Here is a 22633-nt window from a genome sequence, read left to right as displayed (position 1 = left end):
TACGGCGGGGTGAATGTCACCCCGTTGCCTCCAGCAGCAGTAAATCCATCAGCAGCACCAGATTCGACTCAAACGACGTCACGCCCGCGGCTTCGGCAGCGAAGTGCACCGCTTCGTCATACAGCGCAAAGTGCACGTCCGCCATGCCCGCCAGCGTATTGGCCGAGGCGCGGGTAAAGGCGACGACCGTCATGCCGACGTTTTTGGCAATCCGCGCCTTATCCAGCACCTGTTCCGTTTCGCCGCTGCGGGAGACGGCAATAAATACCTGATAACGCGCAGCGTTGCTGAGAAAAATGTTTCGGCTGTCCCCCGGCCCGGAGATGAACGCCGTTTTGCCCAGCACCTGCAGCTTCTTGGTCAGGTATTCGGCAAAGAGATAGGAAAACCCGGCCCCGTAGAGAAAAAAGCTCTCTTTCTGCCGCAGCAGGTCGGCGAACTGCTGGCGCTTCTCCTGCGTGATCCACTGGAAGGTGTGCTGATAGTTAGCGATAAACTGATTAAACAGCGCCGGGAGCTCAGGAAGGGATTGCGCCTGAGCGGCAATATGCGGCGTGTCGGAGAGCAGCTGCTTGCAGTGCCAGATAAACTCGCTAAAGCCGCTAAACCCCAGCTTCTGACATAGCCGCATAATGGTGGCGGTAGAAACAAACGTCGCCTGCGCCAGTTCGCGCACCGTGATGTTGCCCACCAGCAGCGGATGCTCCGTCAGGTGGGCGAGGACGCGATACTCCGCGCGGGTCAGGGACGCCCCGCGCGTTAACAGCGTGGCCAGGCGGTTATCCATTATTTCGCCGGTTCAACTGGCAGATCGTCACGCGCCCCCCATTCGCTCCAGGCGCCGTCGTAGAGCGTAACGTCGTTGACGCCGAGGGTGGCGAGCGCCAGGATCACCACGCAGGCCGTCACGCCGGAGCCGCAGCTGGCAATAATCGGGCGATGTAAATCCACGCCCGCGCGGTCAAAAATGGCACGCAGCTCGTCGGTAGTTTTCAGCTCGCCCTCAAACACCAGGTCGCCCCACGGCACGTTCAGCGCACCTGGAATATGGCCTCGTCTCAGCCCTGGACGTGGTTCATCCGCTTCAGCGTTAAAGCGTGGTGCAGGGCGCGCATCGACGATTTGCGCCGTCTTTTCATGGCTCGCGACCAGTACGTCGGTCAGGCGCTTCACCACGTTAGCGTCGAACGTCGCGTCGAACTCGCCCTCCGGCAGCGTCACGTCGCCCTGCTGGAGCGGCAGCTCGTCACGCTTCCAGCCCGCCAGACCGCCCGCCAGAATCGAGACTTTTTCCACGCCAAACTGTTTCAGCATCCACCATGCGCGCGGCGCGGAGAACAGATTGCCTTCATCGTAAACAACAAGATGTTTGTCTTTGCTGACGCCCAGCTCGCGCATCGCCACGGAAAACGCTTCCGGGCGCGGCAGCATGTGCGGCAGGGGAGAGGTATGATCGGAGAGGGCTTCGATATCAAAAAATACCGCGCCAGGCAGATGCCCTGCGCGGTATTCACCGGGAACGTCACGATGTTCCTGACCCGGCGGGGCCATACGCGCGTCAATAATCTGGACTTCCGGATCGTCGCCGTGCTCAATCAGCCAGTCGGCGGCGACAAAATATGAGGTGGACATGGGTTGCCTCCATTCTTTTCCGTAAAAAAGGATTGTCGGTGTTTTTTCTGACACCGACAAGCAAACCACGTTCAACTCGCGAGCAAGCCCCTATTTTTTCACCGTTTCGCCGTCCTGCCAGGCTTTTTGCAGCGCAGGCCAGTAGTCGCGGTTGGCTTCTATCATCTCATCCAGAATCGCTTTTGCGTGCTCCATGGTGGGCACGGTGCGGTTGAGGGTGAACGCCTGAAGCGCTTTCTCATAGCTGCCTTCGATGGTCGCCTCTACCAGCAGCTGTTCAGACGCCAGCTGCTGTTGCAGCAGGGTCTGGTGGAACAGCGGTACCAGCCCCACGCGCACAGGCTCCGGCCCTTCGGAGGTGATATAGGCGGGTACTTCCACCACCGCATCGTATGGCAGATTAGTAATCGCCCCGCGGTTCTCAACCATTACCAGATGGCGCTGGCGCAGGTTAAAGGCCAGCGAGCAGGCGACATCGACGATAAACTCGCCGTGAACGCCCACGTGGAAGGCATCCGGTAAAATCCCGGTGTGCTTGTACTCTTCGGCGGCGGCGAACAGCTTTTTCTCACGCCCGTTCATCACTTCGTTGGCGCGGGTATAGTCCGGGTTCTGATGCTCCACAATCTGGTTCGGCATCAGGTAGTACTGCAGGTACGGGTTCGGCAGGTACTCCGGGAAGTTATCCATAATCGGCTTGATGTTGCGCCAGGTTTTAACCCACGAAGGATCCGAGTGCTGCGGATCGGTTTTGGCCGCATCTTCCGTCAACAGGCCAAACTTCGCGATATGTTTACGCAGCTCCGGTAATTTATCCTCGCCGTCCACCAGCACGCGGGTAAACCAGCCGAAGTGGTTCAGGCCAAAGTAGTCCACCTCCAGTTTGCGACGATCGACACCCAGAATGGCCCCCATATTACGCATCGCCGCGACCGGCATATCGCAGATGTTCAGCACGCGAGCATTTGGTCGCAGGCGTCGCACGCCCTCCGCGACGATCGCCGCCGGGTTGGAGTAGTTCACGATCCAGGCTTTCTCATGCGCGTAGCGATCCACCAGATCGATAAGCTCGACCATCGGCAGGATCGTGCGCAGTCCGTAGGCCAGCCCGCCGGGGCCGCAGGTCTCCTGGCCGACCACGCCGTGACGCAGCGGGATCTTCTCATCCTGCTCGCGCATTTTGTACTGGCCGACGCGCATCTGGGCGAAAACGAAATGCGCGCCGCTGAAGGCCACTTCCGGGTCACTGGTGACGGTAAATTTGATGCTTTGGCTGTGGTCGCGAATCACTTTCTCAACCACCGGCGCAATGGTGTTCTGACGTGCCTCGTCGATGTCATAGAGGCGGATTTCGGCCAGCGGAAAATCCTGCAGGCGCACCATCAGGCTTTTCACAATACCCGGCGTGTAAGTGCTGCCGCCGCCGGCAATCGACAGAATGAATGGGGGTGTAAACATCTTTAGCTCCTTTCAGAGAAACGTCTCAACGGCTTCTCGCATTTTTTTGACGTGCAGCCCGTAGACCACCTGAACGTTGTTACCTTGTTTGATAACCCCTTTCGCGCCGGTCGCCTTCAGGCGCGGCTCGTCGATGATGGCGACATCCTTCACCGTGACGCGTAAGCGGGTGTAGCAGTTATCCACAACCTCAATATTTTCCCGGCCGCCCAGGCCCACCACGATGGACTCGCCCAGCCCGTCGTTATTGCCTTTCGCCTGGTACTCCTGCTTGCTGTAGAGGCGTGTCTCCTGATCTTCATCCTCACGGCCCGGCGTTTTCATGTTGAAACGCAGGATAAGGAAGCGGAACACCACGAAGTAGAGGGCAAACATGATCAGCCCAACCACGATGTACATCGGCCAGTTGGATTTCTCGGTGCCGAGCGGCAGGTTGTAGAGAATGAAATCGATAATCCCGTTGGCGCCGATGGCATGAACGCCCAGCAGCGAGAACAGCATCATGCCAATACCGGTCAGGACCGCATGCACCACGAACAGTAGCGGGGCGACGAACAGGAAGGAGAATTCAATCGGTTCGGTTACGCCGACCAGCAGCGAGGTTAGCGCCGCCGGGATCAGAATGGCTTTCGCAACGGCTTTACGCTCCGGCTTCGCGGTCATGTACATCGCCAGCGCGGCGGCGGGCAGGCCGAACATCTTGCTGATGCCGCGTGCGTCCCACACTACCGTGCTGCTGAGCTGCTTCACGTTTGGGCAGGCCATCTCGGCGAAGTAGATATTGCGCGCCCCCTGGTAAGCCGTGCCGCACACCTCCTGCGTGCCCCCCAGTTCGGTATACAGGAACGGCGTATAAACCAGATGGTGCAGGCCGGTCGGCACCAGAATGCGCTCAAGGAAACCGTAGATCGCCACCCCGAACGGGCCGGAGCCTTTAATTGCCAGCGCCAGGGCGCTAATCCCATGCTGCGCGTACGGCCAGAGTTCGCTCATTACCACGCCGAGCAGCATAGAGACGGGCAACATGACAATGGCGACAAAACAGTGGCCGGAGTAAATCGCCATCGCGCCGTTAAACTGTACGCCGGAGTATTTGTTGTACAGATAACCGGAGAGCGCCCCGGTCAGGATCCCGGCGAAAACGCCCATCTCCAGCACCTGGACGCCCAGCACCATGCTTTGTCCGGCGGCTTTCATCTGCTCAGCAGGGGCCAGCTCGCCCTGCAGCTGCAGCGTCACGTTCATGGCGTTGATAAACACCACGAAAGTCACCAGACCAATCAGCGCCGCGTAGCCTTTATCGCGCGTCGCCAGACCAATCGGGATCCCGACGGCAAACACCAGCGCCAGGTTGACCAGCACCGACACGGCAGATTTGGCGATCAGCTGGCCGATACTCTGGATAAGCGGATGGCCAAGGAACGGCAGGTATTCGGCCAGGTTACCGTTGCCCAGCACATTGCCAAAGGCGATAAACAGACCGACAATCGGTAAGATAAGTACCGGTCCGTATAATGATTTTCCGAAATTTTGTAGGGCGTTCACGGCTCGTTTCATGGCTTTCTCTCTTTTTGAACCGCGCACTCGGGGTGCGTCATGGTCATAAAACTAGCAGGCTCTGAGCGAACATATCCAGCTATCTTCTTGTTTTAAAAACAAATGACGTAAAAGGTAACATATGACGTTATGCGCTGTGATCGCGGTTCCATCCCGGTGTAGCGGCATGATGCCATTCTGCGAGGCGCTTTCCAGATTCTTAAATTGGACTTTTTGTATTAACGAAACTTGCGGATAATACTTATCCGGACGACGACCAACAGGCCCCCTCAGGCCAGGGACACAGGATGAAACCGTTTCGCTTAGCCGCGATCTCTCTCGCGCTGCTCACCACCTTTACGCTTGTCGGCTGTGATAACAGCGACGATAAACCTCAGGCTGCGGCTCCCGCAGCATCCACCGCATCAACACCGAAAGCCGCGGAAAAGCCCGACGCTGAAAAGCTGGCTAAAATGGCCGCCCAGAGTCAGGGAAAAGCGCTGACTCTGCTTGATGCGTCTGAAGTGCAACTGGACGGCGCCGCTACGCTGGTGCTGACCTTCTCTGTCCCGCTGGATCCGGAACAGGATTTCGCGAAGACGGTTCATGTCGTGGATAAGAAAAGCGGCAAAGTTGACGGGGCATGGGAACTTGCGCCTAACCTGAAAGAGCTTCGCCTGCGCCATCTGGAGCCTAACCGAAACCTGGTCATCACCGTGGATCGTGGCCTGGTGGCGCTGAATAAAGCGACCTTTGGCATTGATTATGAAAAAGCCCTGACCACGCGAGATATAGAGCCGTCGGTCGGTTTTGCCAGCCGCGGCTCGCTGCTGCCGGGCAAAGTGGTGGAAGGGCTGCCGGTGATGGCGCTTAACGTCAACAATGTGGACGTCAATTTCTACCGCGTGAAGCCGGAATCGCTGGCCTCGTTTGTCAGCCAGTGGGAGTACCGCAACTCGCTGACCAACTGGGAATCTGACAATCTGCTGAAGATGGCGGAACTGGTCTATACCGGTCGTTTTGACCTCAACCCGGAGCGCAACACGCGTGAAAAACTGCTCCTGCCGCTTAAAGATATCAAGCCGCTTCAGCAGTCCGGCGTTTATATCGCCGTCATGAACCAGGCAGGGCACTACAACTACAGCAATGCCGCCACGCTCTTTACCCTGAGCGATATCGGTTTGTCTGCTCACCGCTATCATAACCGGCTGGACATTTTCACCCAGAGCCTGGAAAACGGTGCGGCGCAGTCCGGCGTCACCGTCACGCTGCTGAATGACAAAGGTCAGACGCTCGCCGAAGCCAGCAGCGACGCCGACGGCCATGCGAAGCTTGAAACAGACAAAGAAGCCGCGCTGATCCTCGCCAGCAAAGACGGCCAGACTACGCTGCTCGATCTCAAGCTCCCAGCGCTCGACCTGGCAGAGTTCGACATCGCCGGTAGCCCCGGCTTCAGCAAGCAATTCTTTATGTTTGGCCCACGCGATCTCTATCGTCCGGGTGAAACGGTGATCCTTAACGGCCTGCTGCGCGACAGCGACGGAAAACCGCTTCCCGATCAGCCCGTGAAGCTTGACGTGCTGCGCCCGGACGGGCAGGTGGCACGCACGATCGTTGTTCAGCCTGAGAACGGCCTCTACCGCTTCAATTACGCGCTGGATAGCGGTGCCCAGACAGGCATGTGGCATATTCTCGCGAATATCGGTGATAACCAGCAGCGCCTGTGGGATTTCCACGTCGAAGATTTTATGCCCGAGCGTATGGCGCTCAATCTGACGGGACAAAAAGCACCGGTTTCCCCACAGGATGAGGTGGACTTCAACATCGTGGGCTATTACCTGTATGGCGCTCCGGCCAACGGCAATTCTCTTCAGGGCCAGCTTTTCCTGCGTCCGCTGCGTGAGGCCGTTGCTGCGCTGCCCGGCTTCCAGTTTGGTGATATTGCGGAAGAAAATCTGAGCCGCAGTCTGGATGAAGTGCAGCTTACGCTGGATGAGCAGGGTCACGGGCAGGTCACCATCGAAAGCCAGTGGAAAGAGGTACACTCGCCTCTGCAGCTGATCCTGCAGGCGAGCCTGCTGGAATCAGGCGGTCGTCCGGTGACGCGCCGCGCGGAGCAGGCTATCTGGCCGGCGGCGCAACTGCCGGGTATCCGTCCGCAGTTCGCCAGTAAGGCGGTCTACGACTACCGTACCGATACCACCGTCAACCAACCGATCGTCGACGAGAACGGCAACGCCAGCTTTGACATCGTCTATGCCGATGCCAGCGGCGCGAAAAAAGCGGTATCCGGCTTACAGGTACGCCTGATCCGTGAACGCCGTGACTATTTCTGGAACTGGTCCGAGAGCGAAGGCTGGCAGTCTCAGTTTGATCAAAAAGAGCTGATTGAGGGCGAGCAGGAGCTTAGCCTTAAGGCCGATGAAACCGGCAAAGTCACCTTCCCGGTGGAGTGGGGCTCATACCGTCTGGAAGTGAAAGCGCCTGATGATGTGGTCAGCAGCGTGCGCTTCTGGGCAGGTTACAGCTGGCAGGATAACAGCGACGGCACGGGTGCGGCGCGCCCTGACCGCGTGACCCTGAAACTGGATAAACCGGCCTATCAGCCAGGCGATACCATCCAGCTGCACATTGCAGCGCCAGCCGCAGGCAAGGGCTATGCCATGATCGAGTCCAGCGAAGGGCCGCTGTGGTGGAAAGAGATCGACGTACCGGCAAACGGGCTCGATCTTTCCATTCCGGTGGATAAAGCCTGGAAACGTCACGATCTCTATCTCAGTACGCTGGTGGTGCGTCCTGGCGATAAATCCAAATCCGCCACGCCGAAGCGCGCGGTTGGTCTGCTGCATCTGCCGATGGGCGACGAAAATCGCCGCCTGAACATTGCGCTGGATAACCCGCTGAAAATGCGTCCAAACCAGACGCTCTCTGTGAAAGTGAAAGCCAGCGTAAAAGAGGGGGCGGTTCCGCAGAAAGTGAACGTGCTGGTCTCGGCGGTGGACAGCGGCGTGCTGAACATTACCGATTACGTTACGCCAGATCCATGGCAGGCCTTCTTCGGCCAGAAGCGTTACGGCGCTGATATCTATGATATCTACGGCCAGGTCATTGAAGGGCAGGGCCGCATGGCCGCGCTGCGTTTCGGTGGTGACGGCGATGAACTCAAGCGCGGCGGTAAACCGCCGGTGAACCACGTCACCATTATTGCCCAGCAGGCTCAGCCGGTTACGCTGGATGCCAACGGAGAAGGCACCGTTACGCTGCCTATTGGTGATTTCAACGGCGAACTGCGTCTGATGGCGCAGGCGTGGACGGAAGATGATTTCGGCAGCAGCGAAAGCAAGGTTGTGGTGGCCGCGCCGGTTATTACCGAGCTTAATACTCCGCGCTTCCTGGCAAGTGGAGATACCTCACGGCTGACGTTGGATCTCACTAACCTGACCGACAAACCGCAATCGCTGAACGTCGCCCTGAGCGCGACAGGCAAAGTGTCGCTGGAAGGTGCACAGCCGCAGCCGGTTCAGTTGCCGCCGGGCGCGCGCAGTACCCTGTTTATTCCGGTGCGTGCGCTGGAGGGTTATGGCGACGGTGAGGTGACGGCGCAGGTTACCGGCCTGGAGCTTCCGGGCGAAACCTTTGCCCCGCAGCAGAAGAGCTGGAAAATTGGCGTACGTCCGGCATTCCCGGCGCAGACGGTCAATACCGGTGCCATGCTGAACCCCGGCGAGTCCTGGACCGCACCGGCGCAGCACAGCAACGGTTTCTCTCCTGCCACCCTGCAGGGGCAACTGCTGCTGAGCGGCAAACCACCGCTCAACCTGGCGCGCTATATTCGTGAACTGCAGGCGTATCCGTATGGCTGCCTGGAGCAGACCACCAGCGGCCTGTTCCCGTCACTCTATACCAACGCCGCGCAGCTTACCGCGCTTGGTATAAAAGGAGATACCGATGACCAGCGCCGTGCTGCCATTGATATTGGGATCTCCCGTCTGCTGCAGATGCAGCGTGATGATGGCGGTTTTGCCTTGTGGGATAAAAATGGCCCTGAAGAGTACTGGCTGACCGCCTATGTGACTGACTTCCTGGTGCGCGCGGGCGAGCAGGGTTATAGCGTACCTGCCGATGCGGTGAACAACGCCAACAACCGTCTGCTGCGCTACCTGCAGGATCCGGGCATGATGTCTATCCGCTACAGCGACGACGCCAAGGCCAGCAAATTTGCCGTGCAGGCGTATGCCTCGCTGGTGCTGGCGCGTCAGCAAAAAGCCCCGCTGGGCGCGCTGCGTGAAATCTGGGAGCGCCACGGGCAGGCGGCTTCCGGGCTGCCGCTGATGCAGCTGGGCATGGCGCTCAAACTGATGGGCGATGCGCCGCGCAGCCAGCAGGCGCTGGATCTGGCGCTCAAAACGCCGCGTAACGACAGAAAAACATGGATGGCCGATTACGGCAGCCCGCTTCGCGATAACGCGCTGATGCTCTCCCTTCTGGAGGAGTATAAATTGCTGCCGGATGCGCAAAATACGCTGCTGAATGCTCTTTCTGAACAGGCATTCAGCCAGCGCTGGCTATCCACCCAGGAGAGCAATGCGCTGTTCCTGGCCGGACGTTCGCTGCAAACCCTGTCAGGCGCATGGCAGGCGAAAACCACGTTGTCTGATACCGCATCAGGCGGCGATAAGGCGCAGGTACAAAACGTAAGCGGCGACCAGCTTGGTGCGCTTCAGGTAACCAATACCGGCACGGCACCGCTGTGGGTACGTCTGGACAGCACCGGCTATCCGGAATATGCGCCTCAGCCGAGTTCCAACGTGCTGCAGGTTGAACGTCATATCCTGGCAACCGATGGCAGCAGCAAATCGCTCTCTTCGCTGAAGAGCGGTGAACTGGTGCTGGTCTGGCTTGAAGTGAAAGCCAGCCAGAACGTTCCGGATGCGCTGGTTGTGGATCTCCTCCCTGCTGGTCTGGAGCTGGAAAACCAGAACCTGGCGAGCAGCAGCGCAAGCCTGCAGGACAGCGGCAGCGAAGTGCAGAACCTGCTCAGCCAGATGCAGCAGGCGGACATTCAGCACATGGAGTTCCGCGACGACCGTTTTGTGGCCGCCGTGCCGGTAAACAGAGGTCAGCCGGTTACGCTGGTTTATCTGGCCCGTGCCGTAACGCCGGGCACCTACCAGGTGCCGGTTCCGATGGTGGAGTCTATGTACTTTCCGCAGTGGCGGGCAACGGGTGCGGCCAGCGGCCCGCTGATTGTTGTTCCGTAATATGTTGATAGCGCGTCTGACACGCTCCCGCTGGCTTTGGCTGGCGGGAGCGCTTCTCGTTTTAGGGGGGCTGATTGTCGCCGCCGACCGCCTGTGGCCGCTGCCTCTGAAAGAGGTTAACCCCGCACGAGTTGTGGTAGACGAGAAGGGCGCGCCGCTCTGGCGTTTTGCCGACAGCGAAGGCATCTGGCGCTACCCGGTGACCATTGAAGAGGTTTCTCCCCGTTATCTTGAGGCTCTGATCCAGTACGAAGATCGCTGGTTCTGGGAGCATCCGGGCGTAAACCCGCTCTCTGTCCTGCGCGCCGCCTGGCAGGATCTCAGCTCCGGAAGAGTGGTTTCGGGAGGAAGCACGCTTACCATGCAGGTGGCACGCCTGTTGGATCCGCATCCGCGCACCTTTGGCGGCAAAATTCGCCAGCTCTGGCGGGCGATGCAGCTGGAATGGCACCTCTCTAAGCGTGACATTCTTACGCTCTATCTCAATCGTGCTCCGTTTGGCGGCACGCTGCAGGGCGTGGGAGCAGCAAGCTGGACCTACCTTGGGAAACCCCCGTCGCAGCTGAGCTACTCCGACGCGGCGTTGCTGGCGGTACTGCCGCAGGCACCCAGTCGTCTGCGCCCGGATCGCTGGCCCGAGCGGGCCGAAGCGGCACGCAACAAAGTGCTCGATCGCATGATGATTCAGGGCGTCTGGTCAGCAAAGCAGGTGAAAGAGTCCCGTGAAGAGCCGGTATGGCTGGCTCCCCGGCAGATGCCGCAGCTGGCGCCGCTCTTTGCACGCATGATGCTCGGCAAAAGCCGCGACACAAAGATTGTCACTACGCTGGATGCCGGACTGCAACGGCAGCTGGAAGAGCTGGCGATGAACTGGAAATCCCGCCTGCCGGCACGCAGTTCGCTGGCGATGATCGTGGTCGATCATACCGACATGAAGGTGCGCGGCTGGGTCGGCTCGGTGGATATCAATGATGACACGCGTTTCAGCCATGTGGATATGGTTAACGCGATCCGATCCCCGGGCTCGGTATTGAAACCGTTTATCTACGGTATGGCGCTGGATGATGGCCTGATCCATCCCGCCTCGCTGCTTCAGGATGTGCCCAGAAAAACCGGTGATTATCGCCCGGGAAATTTTGACAGCGGGTTCCACGGGCCGGTCAGCATGAGTGAAGCGCTGGTGCGCTCGCTCAACCTGCCAGCCGTCCAGGTGCTGGAAGCCTACGGTCCCAAACGGTTTGCCGGGATGCTGAGTAACGCAGGCCTGCCGCTGATCCTGCCTGCCGGAGCGCAGCCGAATCTGTCGCTGATCCTGGGTGGCGCAGGCGCGAGGCTGGCAGATATCGCCGCCGCGTACAGCGCCTTTGCAAGGCATGGCAAGGCGGGCCGGCTGCGCTTACAGCCGGGCGACCCGCTAACTGAACGCCCGCTGTTATCGCCAGGTTCGGCGTGGATTATTCGCCGTATTCTGGCGAATGAAGCGCAGCCTCTGCCGGACAGTGCGCTGCCGCAAATTGCGCCGCTGGCGTGGAAAACGGGCACCAGCTATGGCTACCGCGATGCCTGGGCCATCGGTCTGAATGCCCGTTACGTCATCGGCATATGGACCGGACGACCTGACGGCACGCCGGTAGCGGGGCAGTTTGGTTTTGCCAGCGCGGTTCCGCTATTAAACCAGGTGAATAACCTGCTTCAGTCACGCTCGACAATAGACGAGGCCCGCCTGCCGCGCGATCCGCGCCCGGAAAGCGTTGGGCGGGGCGTGATCTGCTGGCCGGGCGGCCAGTCGCTGCCGGAAGGCAGTGAAAACTGTCGGCGTCGTCTTTCGACCTGGCTGCTGGAAGGGAGTGAACCGCCCACGCTGCTGCTGCCGGAACAGGAAGGCATTCGCGGCATTCGTTTCCCGGTCTGGCTGGATAAAACGGGCAAGCGTGTGGCGGCAGATTGCCCTGATGCCACAGAAAAAGTTCTCGACGTCTGGCCACTGCCGCTGGAGCCGTGGCTGCCCGCAGCGGAAAAAAGGGCTGCGCGTCTTCCAGCGAGATCGACGCTCTGCCCGCCGCTGGATAATAACAATGCGGCACCGCTTATGATTTCGGGTATCAGAGAGGGGGCTGTTATTAAGCGACTCCCTGGTGAAGGGAACGTGACGCTATCTGTTATTACGACTGGAGGAGAAGGTGGGCGTTGGTGGTTTTTAAATGGAGAACCGTTAGAAGGCCGCAATAATACTCATTCATTAAAATTATATTTGCCTGGCGAATATCAATTACTTGTAATGGATGACTCAGGACAAACGGCGACGGTGAATTTTCAATTAGACCGTTAAGTGTTACCCCCGAAGAGTTAGTTTGATAATTATCAATATTCGTTCCTGAAAAAAAACGAGAATGCGTTTTTATTTTAAGGAACGAGCAATGAAGAAAAATAAAAATCAGGGAGAGGGGCTTATTCCCGCGCTATCCCGACGTCATTTTATTCAGGCAGGGTCGGCGCTCGCCGCCCTTCCTTTTGTAGCGACAACAGGTAAAGCACAGGCACAGAGTGCGGCGGCAACACACGCGACGCCTGAAGAAAAAGTGGTGCAAACCTGCAGCACGTTTGACTGCGGCGGTAAATGTGATATTCGCGCTCACGTTAGTGAGGGCGTTGTTACCCGAATTTCAACGCGTCCGGACAATGCGTTAGATCCGCAGATGCCGATAATGCGCGCCTGCGTTCGTGGCCGCGCTTATCGGAAATTTGTTTATCATCCCGATCGGCTTAAATATCCAATGAAACGCGTGGGTAAACGTGGCGAAGGAAAATTCGAGCGTATTACCTGGGATGAAGCCACCACGCTTATTGCGAATCAATTAAAAACGATTACACAAAAATACGGCGCTGCCTCACGCTATGTGCATGTGGGCACTGCGGTATCCGGCGGAACGTTTTCCGGCGATAAAATGGTTCGTCGTCTGCTCAACTTAACCGGCGGCTATCTTGAAAGCTATCACTCGGTCAGTATGGGCAACACGGCGGCAGCCACGCCGTATACCTACGGCACCGCCGCCAGCGGCAGCTCTCTGGACACGCTGCTGGATACCAAACTGGTCATTCTCTGGGGACATAACCCGACGGAAACGATCTTTGGTCACAGCAACTACTTCTATCAGAAGATGAAGCAAAACGGCACGCGCTTTATCGTTGTCGATCCGCGCTATTCCGATACGGTTTCCTCTCTTGCCGACCAGTGGATCCCGCTGCTTCCCACAACAGACAACGCCCTGATGGACGCCATGATGTACACGATCGTCACGGAGAACCTGCACGATCGCGACTTCATCCAGCGCTATACCCTGGGCTTTGACGAAGCATCCATGCCGGAAGGCGTTCCGGCCAATGAATCCCTGATGGCTTATCTGAGCGGCGCAAAAGATGGCGTGGCGAAAACGCCTGAGTGGGCAGAGAAAATCACCCACGTGCCTGCGCAGACCATTCGTCAGCTGGCGCGCGACTACGCAACCACCAAACCCGCCGCGCTGATCCAGGGCTGGGGACCGCAGCGCCATAACTGCGGCGAGCGCACCGCGCGCGGCTCGACGTTACTGGCAACGCTGACGGGTAACGTTGGGGTGAAGGGCGGCTGGGCGGCAGGCTATGGCGGCTGCGCTAATCGTAAATTTGCTGCTGGGCCGGAGATGCCGGATAACCCGGTAAAAGCCAAAATATCGGTGATGAACTGGGTGCAGGCCGCCGATGATGCTTCTAAGGTAACGGCGGAAGACGGCCTGAAGGATGCAGAGAAGCTGGACAGTAATATCCGCATCCTCTTCTCGCTGGCGGGAAATTATCTGGCTAACCAGAACCCGGATCTGCATCAGGCGACGCGCGTGCTGGAAGACGAGTCGAAAATCGAGTTTATCGTCGCAAGCGATCTGTTTATGACGCCGAGCGCCCGATACGCCGATCTTCTCCTGCCGGAAACCAGCTTTATGGAACGCTGGAATATTGGCGAAACCTGGGGCACGGCAAGCTATCTGATCCTGTCGGAAAAGCTGATTGAACCTGAATTCGAACGCCGTTCAGACTACGACTGGCTGCGGGAAGTTGCTGCTAAGCTTGGCGTCGAACCTGCATTCAGCGAGGGCCGTGACGAAAAAGCGTGGATTGAGCACATCTGGGAGCAGACGCGGCTCTCCATGCCAGATGAAAACCTGCCGGACTTCGCGACGTTACAAAAGACGCGCCAGCATCTTTTCAAAAGCGCGCCGTTCGTCGCTTTTGAAGACAATATTCGCGATCCGCAAAATCATCCGTTCCCGACGCCGTCCGGGAAAATTGAGATCTTCTCGAAGCGTCTGTACGACATGCACCATCCGGAGATTCCGGCGCTGTCGCACTACGTGCCCGCCCACGAAGGGCCGGAAGACGAACTGGCGAAAACCTTCCCGCTGCAGCTGATCACCTGGAAAGGGAAAAACCGTGCTAACTCAACCCAGTACGCCAACCCGTGGCTGATTGAGGCGCAGCAGCAAAAGCTGTGGATCAACCCGCAGGACGCGCAAAAGCGCGGCATTTCCCAGGGGGATACCGTGCGCATTCATAACGCGCGCGGCATTTGTGAAATTCCGGCTGAAGTCACGCCGCGCATCATTCCGGGCGTTGTTGCCATGCAGGCAGGCGCCTGGTGGCAGCCGGACGAACAGGGCGTCGATAAAGGCGGCTGCGCGAACGTGCTCAGCTCTGCCCGTATTACCGCGCTTGCGAAAGGGAATTCCCATCAAACCATGCTGGTGGAGGTAGCTAAAGCATGAGTCAGTTTAAACACTACGCGCCGGTGAGCGATAAACAGCTGGGTTTCTATATTGACTCTTCCCGCTGCTCGGGCTGCAAGGCATGCCAGGTGGCGTGCAAAGACAAAAACAACCTTGAGGTCGGACGTCGTTTCCGTCGCGTATACGAAGTCAACGGCGGGAATTTCATCCCAACCGGGCAGGGCGGCGTTAGCAACAACGTTTTTGCCTACACGCTCTCTATTTCCTGTAACCACTGTGCGGACCCGATCTGCACCAAAAACTGTCCGACCACCGCAATGCACAAGCGTCCGGGCGACGGCATCGTGCGCGTTGATACGGACAAGTGCGTTGGCTGCGGCTACTGCGCGTGGTCTTGCCCTTACGGCGCGCCACAGCTCAACGAGCAGACCGGGCAGATGTCCAAATGCGATTTTTGCGTGGATCTGCAGGCGAAGGGCGAGCAGCCCGTCTGCGTGGCAACCTGTCCGCTTGAGGCGATCAAATTTGGGCCTATTGATGAACTTCGGGCGAAATATGGTGCGGTATGCGATGTGAAGGGCTTGCCTGATTCCTCGATTACAAAACCGAACCTGGTGATCAAAGCGCATCAGGGCGCAGAGAAAGAGGGGAAACGTCATGCATGAGTTACCGCTGCTGATTTTTACGCTGTTCCTGCAGGGATCGGTTGGCGTGACGCTCTGGCTGGCGTTCGGGAAAGCGCATACTACACCGCGTAGCGCGCTGCTGCTTGCCGCTGGGGCGTTTGTGCTGGCGAGCCTGGGGCTGCTCGCCTCAGCGCTGCATATGGGCTATCCGCTCAACGCCCTGAACGCGCTACGCCACGTCTCCAGCTCGTGGCTGAGCCGTGAGATTATCTTTGCCAGCCTTTACCTGGCGGCGCTTGGCCTCGCCGTGCTGCTGATGTTTTCCAATAAGCCAGGCTGGAAGCTGCTTTTGGCCGTGGCGGGTCTTGTCGGGCTGGTGGACGTGTTCTGCATGGCACAAATCTACATGCACGCGTCCGTGGTGACCTGGCAGCACATTAACACGCTGGTACTGTTTATCGGCTCGGTGGGTATCATCGGTTCAGCCTGCATGGCAGTTGGGATGCGTTCCCAGACCACCTTGCGTGCGGCGGTTGTCATTATCACGCTGGTGGTGCTTGTGCGTATGGTGATGCAGCCCGTCTGGCTGGCAGACATCACTGCCATGGACAATACCGTGGTGACGTTCCCTCACGCTCCGCTACGGATGCTCGAACAGCTGCGCGCGGTACATCTGCTGAGCTGGTGCGTGTCCGTTGCAGGTATGCTCTGCTTTGCTGCGGGCGGCCTGAAAGCGGCGCGCGGCACGCTGCTGCTGGGCAGCGCCTTGCTGATTGTGGGTGAGCTGATGCTGCGCTTCGTTTTCTTCAGTATTGGCTGATGGGCAGATTGACGTTTGCCCCGGCGATGGACGTGACGCATGTGTGCGTCCGTCGCCGTTTTCGCCACGCTTCTTGCTGCGCCTGCGCGGACGTTTGTCCAGCGCAGGCTTTTTCTTTTACGGAAACCGGCGTCTCGGTTGATGAAAATCGCTGTATTGAATGCGGTGACTGCCTGTTCGTCTGCCCCTCCGGGGCCATTACCGGCATCGCGCCGCGAAAGCGATTTCTGCGTGGAGATACCCTTGTTGGGCCTTTTACTGAACGCGCACCTGGGGTGAATGAGCTGCTGCTGTGGCACGCGCAACGCCAGGTTCGTTTTATCAGTATCGACGCAGAGCAATACCCTGACTGGCTGCTGGCGCTTGCCCGGCTTAATCTTGCGCTTCGTCGCCGTGGTGAAGCGGAGTGGGGGTTTAAGCTCATACCGATCGGCGAGGTGAATATCGCTCGTCGTGCGCTGATGCACGTTCCCCGCGAGGATGTAAAAGCCTGTCGCGTTTCCCCGGGGCCGCGGGAGCTGCGCAGGGCATTCTCGACGTTTAGCGAGTCAGATATCGCACTCGATATTAATAAGTGCGTGCTGTGCGGTGCGTGCTGGCGAAGCTGCCCGGAAAACGCGATTCGGTTTGAGAACGCCGCGCTGGTGGTGGAGACCGGGCGCTGTACCGGCTGCGGTGGCTGTGAAGCAGTATGTCAGCACGAGGCGATAAACGTCGCAGAAACAGATGGACCGGCAAAAAACGTGGCCACTCCCGCATATAAAGCAGTTTGCCTGACGTGCCAGCGCCAGTTCTGGTCATTTACGCCTGATGAAAAGCAATGCCCGCTCTGTTTACGCCATCAACACGGTATGCGAAATCCGGCCTGTTGCTAATCTTCGTCTCATTTTAAAAAAATGTTATGCAGAACCATAGGCAATGGCGCTATTGCTCTTTATAATCCGCGCCACACCATACTCAGGTATGCAAAACAACAGAACATTTTACAGAGGTTATCAATGGCTATTGAACGTACTTTTTCCATCATCAAACCAAACGCGGTGGCAAAAAACGTTATTGGCAGCATCTTCGCTCGCTTTGAATCAGCAGGGTTTAAGATCGTTGGCACCAAAATGCTGCACCTGACCGTTGAGCAGGCTCGCGGCTTCTACGCTGAGCACGAAGGTCGTCCATTCTTTGACGGCCTGGTGGAGTTCATGACCTCCGGTCCAATCGTGGTCTCCGTGCTGGAAGGCGAAAACGCGGTACAGCGTCACCGCGATCTGCTGGGTGCAACCAACCCGGACAACGCGCTGGCAGGTACCCTGCGCGCTGACTACGCGGACAGCTTCACCGAGAACGGCACTCACGGTTCCGACTCCGTTGAGTCTGCCGCGCGCGAAATCGCGTTCTTCTTCGCTGAAGGCGAAGTGTGCCCGCGCACTCGCTAATAATTTCGTAAATGCCGCGTGCAAACGTGGCATCCCTGCGCCAGACTTTGTACAATGCAACGCCCCGGACGAGCAGACCGCTTTCCGGGGCGTTTCTTTTCAACCCACCAAGGGCCACAACGTGTAACAACGAGGCCGGAAAAAATTATGTCTGAACTAGTGAATACCTCCGAAGTCGCCATTCCTGCGGTTCCCAATAAAAATGGAAAAATTAACCTGCTGGACCTGAACCGTCAGCAGATGCGCGAGTTCTTTAAAGATATGGGTGAGAAGCCGTTTCGTGCCGATCAGGTAATGAAATGGATGTACCACTACTGCAGCGACAACTTTGATGAGATGACCGACATCAACAAAGTGCTGCGCAACAAGCTCAAAGAAGTGGCTGAAATCCGCGCGCCGGAAGTGGTGGAAGAGCAGCGCTCGGCAGACGGCACCATCAAATGGGCGATTGCCGTAGGCGATCAGCGCGTTGAAACCGTCTACATCCCGGAAGACGATCGTGCCACGCTGTGCGTCTCTTCTCAGGTGGGCTGTGCGCTGGAGTGCAAATTCTGCTCTACGGCTCAGCAAGGTTTTAACCGTAACCTTCGCGTGTCTGAAATCATCGGTCAGGTCTGGCGCGCCGCGAAAATCGTGGGTGCAGCAAAAGTGACCGGCACGCGTCCGATCACCAACGTGGTAATGATGGGGATGGGCGAACCGCTGCTGAACCTGACCAACGTGGTGCCGGCGATGGAAATCATGCTGGATGACTTCGGTTTTGGCCTGTCCAAGCGCCGCGTGACGCTGTCTACCTCAGGCGTTGTGCCTGCGCTGGATAAGCTCGGCGACATGATTGACGTTGCGCTGGCTATCTCCCTGCACGCGCCAAACGATGAAATTCGTGACGAAATTGTACCGATTAACAAAAAGTACAATATCGAAACCTTCCTCGCTGCCGTGCGTCGCTACCTGGAGAAATCCAACGCAAACCAGGGCCGTGTCACCATTGAGTACGTGATGCTGGACCACGTCAACGACGGTACTGAGCACGCGCATCAGCTGGCTGAACTGCTGAAGGATACGCCATGCAAAATCAACCTGATCCCATGGAACCCGTTCCCGGGCGCGCCGTATGGCCGTAGCTCGAACAGCCGTATCGACCGTTTCTCCAAGGTGCTGATGGAGTATGGTTTCACCACCATCGTGCGTAAAACCCGCGGTGATGATATTGATGCTGCATGCGGACAGTTGGCCGGTGACGTCATTGACCGTACCAAACGTACCCTGCGTAAACGCATGCAGGGCGAGAGCATTGCGGTTAAAGCTGTTTGATTATTATGCATCACGGCGCATTATCTACGCTGTGATGCATAATCTGACTGAATAATCAGTCAGATTCGTGACGTTTGATTAATAATTACGGTGCGTTTCATATGAGTTTCGGGCAGTATGTAACGACGTAACAACAGTTTAGCCACGCGGGCAGAGCTGCACTGTCATCTACCGGCTGACAGTCTTATACTGTCTGTTCAAGGTTAACTGACCTGAAGTTTCGCGGTGCGGGCGGCATTGTGACTCACCGGCACCTGAACCCTTTTTTTCACGTACCAGTAGTTGTAGCGAATGAATACTGAAGCCACTCACGACCAACATGAAGCACTCTCCACTGGCGTTCGTCTTCGCAACGCCCGTGAACAACTCGGACTCAGCCAGCAAGCTGTTGCAGAACGCTTGTGCCTGAAAGTTTCCACGGTTCGCGATATTGAAGAAGATAAGGCGCCTGCCGATCTGGCTTCAACATTTCTGCGCGGCTATATCCGCTCTTACGCAAAACTGGTGCACATCCCCGAAAACGAATTACTGCCAATGATGGAGAAGCAGGCACCGGTTCGTGCAGCAAAAGTTGCCCCGATGCAAACTTTCTCCCTGGGGAAACGTCGTAAAAAACGTGATGGCTGGCTGATGAGCTTTACCTGGCTGGTGCTGTTTGTTGTTGTCGGCCTGACTGGCGCATGGTGGTGGCAAAACCACAAGGCGCAGCAGGAAGAGATCACCACTATGGCCGATCAATCCTCCGCTGAACTCAATCAGGCGAGCAATGGTGGTGCCCAGAGCGTTCCGCTGAACACCGACGGTACGGCGGCCTCAAGCGAGCCGCAAACAACGGCTCCGGCAACCGATGCAGCACAGGCTCCGGCCGCAACGGCGAACACCGCTGCGCCTCAGGCTCAGGATCAAAACGCGGTCGTCGCCCCTTCTCAGGCAAATGTCGATACTGCGGCGAACGTCCCTGCAGCGACTCAGCCGGCGAACAACGCCGCAGCGTCCCTGCCGACCGACCCGGCGGCAACCGCCGCGCCAGCCGCCGATCCAAACGCGCTGGTGATGAACTTCACGGCTGACTGTTGGCTGGAAGTGACTGACGCGACAGGTAAAAAACTGTTCAGCGGCCTGCAGCGGAAAGATGGCACGTTAAACCTAACGGGTCAGGCACCTTACAAACTTAAAATCGGCGCTCCGGCAGCGGTACAGATCCAGTATCAAGGAAAACCTGTCGACCTGAGCCGCTTTATCAGAACTAACCAGGTTGCACGTCTTACCGTTAATGCCGAACAATCAGCAGCACAGTAACAGACGGGCAACGCGGGAGATTTTTCATGCATAACCAGGCTCCGATTCAACGTAGAAAATCGAAACGGATTTACGTTGGGAATGTGCCAGTCGGCGATGGGGCACCTATCGCCGTCCAGTCGATGACCAATACGCGCACCACGGATGTGGAAGCAACGGTCAACCAAATCAAAGCATTAGAGCGTGTAGGCGCGGACATTGTTCGCGTCTCAGTGCCCACGATGGATGCCGCTGAGGCGTTCAAGCTGATCAAACAGCAGGTCAGCGTGCCGCTGGTTGCAGATATCCACTTCGACTACCGTATCGCGCTGAAAGTTGCTGAATACGGCGTTGATTGCCTGCGTATTAACCCGGGCAACATCGGCAATGAAGAACGCATTCGCATGGTGGTTGACTGCGCCCGCGACAAAAACATTCCAATCCGTATCGGCGTGAACGCCGGCTCTCTGGAAAAAGATCTGCAGGAAAAATATGGCGAGCCAACGCCGCAGGCTCTGCTCGAATCCGCCATGCGTCACGTCGATCATCTGGATCGTCTTAACTTCGATCAGTTCAAGGTCAGCGTAAAAGCCTCTGACGTTTTCCTGGCCGTTGAATCGTATCGCCTGCTGGCAAAACAGATCGACCAGCCTCTGCATCTCGGGATCACCGAAGCGGGCGGCCTGCGTAGCGGTTCGGTGAAGTCTGCGATCGGCCTGGGCCTGCTGCTCTCCGAAGGGATCGGCGACACCCTGCGCGTCTCGCTGGCGGCGGATCCGGTAGAAGAGATCAAGGTCGGTTTCGATATTCTGAAATCGCTGCGTATCCGCTCGCGTGGGATCAACTTCATTGCCTGCCCAACCTGTTCGCGTCAGGAATTTGACGTAATCGGCACGGTGAATGCCCTGGAGCAGCGTCTGGAAGACATCATCACCCCGATGGACGTCTCCATCATCGGCTGTGTCGTGAACGGTCCGGGTGAAGCGCTGGTCTCAACCCTGGGCGTAACCGGCGGTAACAAGAAAAGTGGTCTCTATGAAGATGGCGTTCGTAAAGATCGTCTGGATAATAGCGACATGATTGACCAGCTTGAAGCCCGCATCCGCGCCAAAGCCGCGATGATGGACGAGACACAGCGTATCAGCGTTCAGCAGGTTGAAAAATAACGTGATGGGAAGCGTGCCGCTTCCCATGTATGATTGAACCCATTCTTTGGGTTTTTTTTGTATATAGAAAGAGAATAAACGTGGCAAAAAACATTCAAGCCATCCGCGGCATGAACGATTACCTGCCTGGCGAAACCGCCATCTGGCAGCGCATTGAAGGCACGCTGAAGCAGGTGCTCGGCAGCTACGGTTACAGCGAAATCCGTTTGCCGATTGTAGAGCAGACCCCGTTATTCAAACGCGCGATCGGTGAAGTGACCGACGTGGTTGAAAAAGAGATGTACACCTTTGAGGACCGCAACGGCGACAGCCTGACCCTGCGTCCGGAAGGTACGGCGGGCTGCGTACGCGCCGGCATCGAACATGGTCTTCTGTACAATCAGGAGCAGCGCCTGTGGTATATCGGCCCGATGTTCCGCCACGAACGTCCGCAGAAAGGTCGTTATCGCCAGTTTAACCAACTGGGTGTGGAAGTCTTTGGCCTGCAGGGCCCGGACATCGATGCCGAACTGATTATGCTGACCGCCCGCTGGTGGCGCGCCCTCGGTATCTCTGAGCACGTTTCGCTGGAACTGAACTCAATCGGTTCTCTTGAAGCGCGCGCTAACTACCGCGATGCGCTGGTGGCGTTCCTGGAGCAGCATAAAGAGAAGCTGGACGAAGACTGCAAACGTCGCATGTACAGCAACCCGCTGCGCGTGCTGGATTCCAAAAACCCTGATGTTCAGGCGCTGCTGAACGATGCCCCTGCGCTGGGTGACTACCTGGACGACGAGTCTCGCGAACACTTTACCGGCCTGTGCAAGCTGCTCGAAGCGGCGGGCATTGCCTACACCGTGAACCAGCGTCTGGTGCGCGGTCTGGACTACTACAACCGCACCGTGTTTGAGTGGGTAACCACCAGCCTCGGTTCTCAGGGCACCGTGTGTGCCGGCGGCCGTTATGACGGTCTGGTTGAGCAACTGGGTGGTCGTGCGGCGCCTGCGGTTGGCTTCGCGATGGGTCTTGAGCGACTTGTTTTGCTGGTTCAGGCAGTTAATCCGGAATTTAAAGCAGATTCCGTTGTCGATATATACCTGGTGGCTTCAGGCGCGGAAACGCAGTCTGCGGCGATGCAGCTTGCCGAACGCGTGCGCGATGCGCTGCCGGGCGTTAAGCTGATGACCAACCATGGCGGCGGCAACTTCAAAAAACAGTTTGCTCGTGCCGATAAGTGGGGCGCAAGTATTGCACTGGTGCTGGGCGAGTCCGAAGTAGCTAACGGCGAAGTGGTAGTAAAAGACCTGCGCTCTGGTGAGCAGACAACGGTAACGCAGGACGGCGTTGCGGCGCACTTGCGCACTCTATTGGGCTAA

General features: G+C 57.6%; 15 protein-coding genes. 11 read left to right on the top strand and 4 right to left on the bottom strand.

What is annotated here, in order from left to right:
* Positions 1-16 precede the first annotated feature (16 nt).
* From IM271_RS07260 to IM271_RS07245, 4 genes are all read right to left on the bottom strand, one after another.
* The gene (locus tag IM271_RS07260; RefSeq protein ID WP_028014071.1) at positions 17-787 is read right to left on the bottom strand and encodes a MurR/RpiR family transcriptional regulator; all 771 of its coding nucleotides are present in this window, start codon (positions 785-787) and stop codon (positions 17-19) included.
* On the bottom strand, positions 787-1632 hold the full coding sequence (sseA, locus tag IM271_RS07255; RefSeq protein ID WP_028014070.1) for a 3-mercaptopyruvate sulfurtransferase: 846 nt from the start codon (positions 1630-1632) through the stop codon (positions 787-789). Before sseA ends, IM271_RS07260 begins: the two co-directional genes overlap by 1 nt.
* A gap of 90 nt (positions 1633-1722) precedes the next feature.
* Complete coding sequence (locus tag IM271_RS07250) at positions 1723-3090, bottom strand: 6-phospho-alpha-glucosidase (RefSeq protein WP_047364170.1); 1368 nt, start codon at positions 3088-3090, stop codon at positions 1723-1725.
* A gap of 12 nt (positions 3091-3102) precedes the next feature.
* Positions 3103-4647, bottom strand: a complete 1545-nt coding sequence (locus tag IM271_RS07245) for a PTS transporter subunit EIIC (protein ID WP_193052396.1) — start codon at positions 4645-4647, stop codon at positions 3103-3105.
* Positions 4648-4934: 287 nt separating this feature from the next.
* On the opposite strand from IM271_RS07245, the gene IM271_RS07240 reads away from it, so the two are divergent.
* The 11 genes from IM271_RS07240 (at position 4935) to hisS (ending at position 22633) form a co-directional block, all read left to right on the top strand.
* Positions 4935-9887: an alpha-2-macroglobulin gene (locus IM271_RS07240; RefSeq protein ID WP_193052395.1), complete on the top strand. Its 4953-nt coding sequence runs from the start codon at positions 4935-4937 to the stop codon at positions 9885-9887.
* Between the two features lies 1 nt (position 9888).
* On the top strand, positions 9889-12216 hold the full coding sequence (pbpC, locus tag IM271_RS07235; protein WP_059358579.1) for a peptidoglycan glycosyltransferase PbpC: 2328 nt from the start codon (positions 9889-9891) through the stop codon (positions 12214-12216).
* Positions 12217-12304: 88 nt separating this feature from the next.
* Positions 12305-14683 (top strand): DMSO/selenate family reductase complex A subunit, encoded by a 2379-nt coding sequence (locus IM271_RS07230; RefSeq protein WP_305042396.1) that lies wholly within the window; start codon positions 12305-12307, stop codon positions 14681-14683.
* Positions 14680-15309 (top strand): DMSO/selenate family reductase complex B subunit, encoded by a 630-nt coding sequence (locus IM271_RS07225; protein ID WP_003860631.1) that lies wholly within the window; start codon positions 14680-14682, stop codon positions 15307-15309. The genes IM271_RS07230 and IM271_RS07225 overlap by 4 nt, the downstream gene beginning before the upstream one ends.
* The gene (locus IM271_RS07220) at positions 15302-16090 is read left to right on the top strand and encodes a DmsC/YnfH family molybdoenzyme membrane anchor subunit (protein WP_193052393.1); all 789 of its coding nucleotides are present in this window, start codon (positions 15302-15304) and stop codon (positions 16088-16090) included. Before IM271_RS07225 ends, IM271_RS07220 begins: the two co-directional genes overlap by 8 nt.
* Positions 16090-16965, top strand: coding sequence for a 4Fe-4S dicluster domain-containing protein (locus tag IM271_RS07215; RefSeq protein WP_193052392.1), 876 nt, complete (start codon positions 16090-16092; stop codon positions 16963-16965). Before IM271_RS07220 ends, IM271_RS07215 begins: the two co-directional genes overlap by 1 nt.
* Before the next feature lie 123 nt (positions 16966-17088).
* A complete protein-coding gene (gene ndk / locus IM271_RS07210; protein WP_003860625.1) occupies positions 17089-17520 on the top strand; it encodes a nucleoside-diphosphate kinase in 432 nt (143 codons plus the stop codon).
* A 147-nt stretch (positions 17521-17667) separates the two neighbouring features.
* Positions 17668-18834 (top strand): bifunctional tRNA (adenosine(37)-C2)-methyltransferase TrmG/ribosomal RNA large subunit methyltransferase RlmN, encoded by a 1167-nt coding sequence (locus IM271_RS07205; RefSeq protein WP_193052391.1) that lies wholly within the window; start codon positions 17668-17670, stop codon positions 18832-18834.
* Positions 18835-19125: 291 nt separating this feature from the next.
* Positions 19126-20133, top strand: coding sequence for a cytoskeleton protein RodZ (gene rodZ / locus IM271_RS07200; protein ID WP_193052390.1), 1008 nt, complete (start codon positions 19126-19128; stop codon positions 20131-20133).
* Between the two features lie 26 nt (positions 20134-20159).
* Positions 20160-21278, top strand: a complete 1119-nt coding sequence (gene ispG / locus IM271_RS07195; protein ID WP_025757688.1) for a flavodoxin-dependent (E)-4-hydroxy-3-methylbut-2-enyl-diphosphate synthase — start codon at positions 20160-20162, stop codon at positions 21276-21278.
* Between the two features lie 80 nt (positions 21279-21358).
* On the top strand, positions 21359-22633 hold the full coding sequence (gene hisS, locus IM271_RS07190; RefSeq protein ID WP_028014060.1) for a histidine--tRNA ligase: 1275 nt from the start codon (positions 21359-21361) through the stop codon (positions 22631-22633).

The sequence above is a fragment of the Enterobacter cloacae complex sp. I3 genome, from assembly GCF_014896175.1.
Taxonomy (GTDB): domain Bacteria; phylum Pseudomonadota; class Gammaproteobacteria; order Enterobacterales; family Enterobacteriaceae; genus Enterobacter; species Enterobacter bugandensis.
The sequence above is the reverse complement of the archived record's forward strand: the minus strand, read 5'-3'. Positions and strand labels throughout refer to the sequence as shown.

Bases quoted from the DNA above. Each gene is read 5' to 3' on its own strand.
- IM271_RS07245 (WP_193052396.1), bottom strand. From the start codon at position 4,647: ATGAAACGAGCCGTGAACGCCCTACAAAATTTCGGAAAATCATTATAC.
- rodZ (WP_193052390.1), top strand. From the start codon at position 19,126: ATGAATACTGAAGCCACTCACGACCAACATGAAGCACTCTCCACTGGC.
- IM271_RS07230 (WP_305042396.1), top strand. From the start codon at position 12,305: ATGAAGAAAAATAAAAATCAGGGAGAGGGGCTTATTCCCGCGCTATCC.
- ispG (WP_025757688.1), top strand. From the start codon at position 20,160: ATGCATAACCAGGCTCCGATTCAACGTAGAAAATCGAAACGGATTTAC.
- IM271_RS07215 (WP_193052392.1), top strand. From the start codon at position 16,090: ATGGGCAGATTGACGTTTGCCCCGGCGATGGACGTGACGCATGTGTGC.
- IM271_RS07220 (WP_193052393.1), top strand. From the start codon at position 15,302: ATGCATGAGTTACCGCTGCTGATTTTTACGCTGTTCCTGCAGGGATCG.
- ndk (WP_003860625.1), top strand. From the start codon at position 17,089: ATGGCTATTGAACGTACTTTTTCCATCATCAAACCAAACGCGGTGGCA.
- sseA (WP_028014070.1), bottom strand. From the start codon at position 1,632: ATGTCCACCTCATATTTTGTCGCCGCCGACTGGCTGATTGAGCACGGC.
- IM271_RS07250 (WP_047364170.1), bottom strand. From the start codon at position 3,090: ATGTTTACACCCCCATTCATTCTGTCGATTGCCGGCGGCGGCAGCACT.
- IM271_RS07240 (WP_193052395.1), top strand. From the start codon at position 4,935: ATGAAACCGTTTCGCTTAGCCGCGATCTCTCTCGCGCTGCTCACCACC.
- IM271_RS07205 (WP_193052391.1), top strand. From the start codon at position 17,668: ATGTCTGAACTAGTGAATACCTCCGAAGTCGCCATTCCTGCGGTTCCC.
- IM271_RS07225 (WP_003860631.1), top strand. From the start codon at position 14,680: ATGAGTCAGTTTAAACACTACGCGCCGGTGAGCGATAAACAGCTGGGT.
- pbpC (WP_059358579.1), top strand. From the start codon at position 9,889: ATGTTGATAGCGCGTCTGACACGCTCCCGCTGGCTTTGGCTGGCGGGA.
- IM271_RS07260 (WP_028014071.1), bottom strand. From the start codon at position 787: ATGGATAACCGCCTGGCCACGCTGTTAACGCGCGGGGCGTCCCTGACC.